The organism is Aeromonas fluvialis, from assembly GCF_000819885.1.
Classification (GTDB): domain Bacteria; phylum Pseudomonadota; class Gammaproteobacteria; order Enterobacterales; family Aeromonadaceae; genus Aeromonas; species Aeromonas fluvialis.
The window spans coordinates 1-3067 of record NZ_CDBO01000064.1 but is presented as its reverse complement, the minus strand read 5'-3'; the positions used below and the strand labels follow the sequence as shown (position 1 = coordinate 3067).

At 52.1% G+C, this 3067-nt stretch carries 1 rRNA gene; it reads left to right on the top strand.

What is annotated here, in order from left to right:
* Positions 1 to 156 precede the first annotated feature (156 nt).
* Positions 157 to 3046 (top strand): 23S ribosomal RNA (locus BN1125_RS13765).
* Positions 3047 to 3067 lie beyond the last annotated feature (21 nt).

Sequence of the window (3067 nt, the reverse complement as noted above, 5' to 3'; positions counted from 1 at the left end):
TGCTCTTTAACAATCTGGAAAGCTGATTTAAAAAGTAGTTCTCAAACATTTGTTACAAGTGCTTTGGAAACTTCTTGGCGAAAACCAAATTTTATTTGGTCCTTGTTGTACTTCAACAAGCAAGCGTTGTTTCGACGACACTTCTTGGGGTTGTATGGTTAAGTGACTAAGCGTACATGGTGGATGCCTTGGCAGTCAGAGGCGATGAAGGACGTACTAACCTGCGATAAGCTGTGAGAAGTCGGTAAGAGACGCTATTACTCACAGATTTCCGAATGGGGAAACCCACCCGAGATAACTCGGGTATCTGTTACTGAATACATAGGTAACAGAGGCGAACCGGGAGAACTGAAACATCTAAGTACCCCGAGGAAAAGAAATCAACCGAGATTCCCTCAGTAGCGGCGAGCGAACGGGGATTAGCCCTTAAGTTTCTTGGAAGTTAGTGGAATGGTCCTGGAAAGGCCAGCGATACAGGGTGATAGCCCCGTACATGAAAACGACCTTGAAGTGAAATCGAGTAGGGCGGGACACGTGACATCCTGTCTGAATATGGGGGGACCATCCTCCAAGGCTAAATACTCCTGACTGACCGATAGTGAACCAGTACCGTGAGGGAAAGGCGAAAAGAACCCCTGTGAGGGGAGTGAAATAGAACCTGAAACCGTGTACGTACAAGCAGTGGGAGCCCTTCGGGGTGACTGCGTACCTTTTGTATAATGGGTCAGCGACTTACATTTTGTAGCGAGGTTAACCGTATAGGGGAGCCGTAGGGAAACCGAGTCTTAACTGGGCGTCGAGTTGCAAGGTGTAGACCCGAAACCGGGTGATCTAGCCATGGGCAGGTTGAAGGTTGAGTAACATCAACTGGAGGACCGAACCCACTAACGTTGCAAAGTTAGGGGATGACCTGTGGCTGGGGGTGAAAGGCCAATCAAACTCGGAGATAGCTGGTTCTCCCCGAAAGCTATTTAGGTAGCGCCTCGGACGAATACTACTGGGGGTAGAGCACTGTTTGGACTAGGGGGTCATCCCGACTTACCAACTCCATGCAAACTCCGAATACCAGTAAGTACTATCCGGGAGACACACGGCGGGTGCTAACGTCCGTCGTGAAGAGGGAAACAACCCAGACCGCCGGCTAAGGTCCCAAAGTTCTGGTTAAGTGGGAAACGATGTGGGAAGGCTCAGACAGCTAGGATGTTGGCTTAGAAGCAGCCATCATTTAAAGAAAGCGTAATAGCTCACTAGTCGAGTCGGCCTGCGCGGAAGATGTAACGGGGCTCAAACCAGGCACCGAAGCCGCGGATTCATACTTATGTATGAGTGGTAGGGGAGCGTTCTGTAAGTCTGCGAAGGTGTATCGAGAGGTATGCTGGAGATATCAGAAGTGCGAATGCTGACGTAAGTAACGATAAAGGGGGTGAAAAGCCTCCTCGCCGGAAGACCAAGGGTTCCTGTCCAACGTTAATCGGGGCAGGGTGAGTCGACCCCTAAGGTGAGGCCGAAAGGCGTAATCGATGGGAAGCAGGTTAATATTCCTGCACGACTTGTAATTGCGATGGGGGGACGGAGAAGGCTAGGTGGGCCAGGCGACGGTTGTCCTGGTGAAAGTGCGTAGGTGGTGTTTCCAGGCAAATCCGGAGACACAACACTGAGACACGAGACGAACACACTACGGTGTGGAAGCCATTGATGCCCTGCTTCCAGGAAAAGCCTCTAAGCTTCAGATTACAAGTCATCGTACCCCAAACCGACACAGGTGGTCGGGTAGAGAATACCAAGGCGCTTGAGAGAACTCGGGTGAAGGAACTAGGCAAAATAGAACCGTAACTTCGGGAGAAGGTTCGCTCTTGACAGTGAAGTCCCTTGCGGATGGAGCAGTTGGGAGTCGCAGTGACCAGATGGCTGGGACTGTTTATCAAAAACACAGCACTCTGCAAACACGAAAGTGGACGTATAGGGTGTGACACCTGCCCGGTGCCGGAAGGTTAATTGATGGGGTTAGCGCAAGCGAAGCTCTTGATCGAAGCCCCGGTAAACGGCGGCCGTAACTATAACGGTCCTAAGGTAGCGAAATTCCTTGTCGGGTAAGTTCCGACCTGCACGAATGGTGTAACCATGGCCATGCTGTCTCCACCCGAGACTCAGTGAAATCGAATTCGCCGTGAAGATGCGGTGTACCCGCGGCTAGACGGAAAGACCCCGTGAACCTTTACTACAGCTTGGCACTGAACATTGAACCTACATGTGTAGGATAGGTGGGAGGCTTTGAAGGCGTGACGCCAGTTGCGCTGGAGCCGTCCTTGAAATACCACCCTTGTATGTTTGATGTTCTAACGCAGGGCCCTGAATCGGGCTCGCGGACAGTGCCTGGTGGGTAGTTTGACTGGGGCGGTCTCCTCCCAAAGAGTAACGGAGGAGCACGAAGGTTGGCTAATCCTGGTCGGACATCAGGAGGTTAGTGCAATGGCATAAGCCAGCTTAACTGCGAGACGGACAGGTCGAGCAGGTACGAAAGTAGGTCATAGTGATCCGGTGGTTCTGAATGGAAGGGCCATCGCTCAACGGATAAAAGGTACTCCGGGGATAACAGGCTGATACCGCCCAAGAGTTCATATCGACGGCGGTGTTTGGCACCTCGATGTCGGCTCATCACATCCTGGGGCTGAAGTCGGTCCCAAGGGTATGGCTGTTCGCCATTTAAAGTGGTACGCGAGCTGGGTTCAGAACGTCGTGAGACAGTTCGGTCCCTATCTGCCGTGGGCGTTGGATGATTGAAGGGAGTTGCTCCTAGTACGAGAGGACCGGAGTGAACGAACCTCTGGTGTTCGGGTTGTCACGCCAGTGGCACTGCCCGGTAGCTAAGTTCGGAATCGATAACCGCTGAAAGCATCTAAGCGGGAAGCGAGCCCTGAGATGAGTCATCCCTGACCCCTTGAGGGTCCTAAAGGGCCGTTGGAGACCACAACGTTGATAGGTGGGGTGTGTAAGCGCGGTGACGTGTTGAGCTAACCCATACTAATTACCCGTGAGGCTTAACCATACAACACCCAAGAAGTGTTCT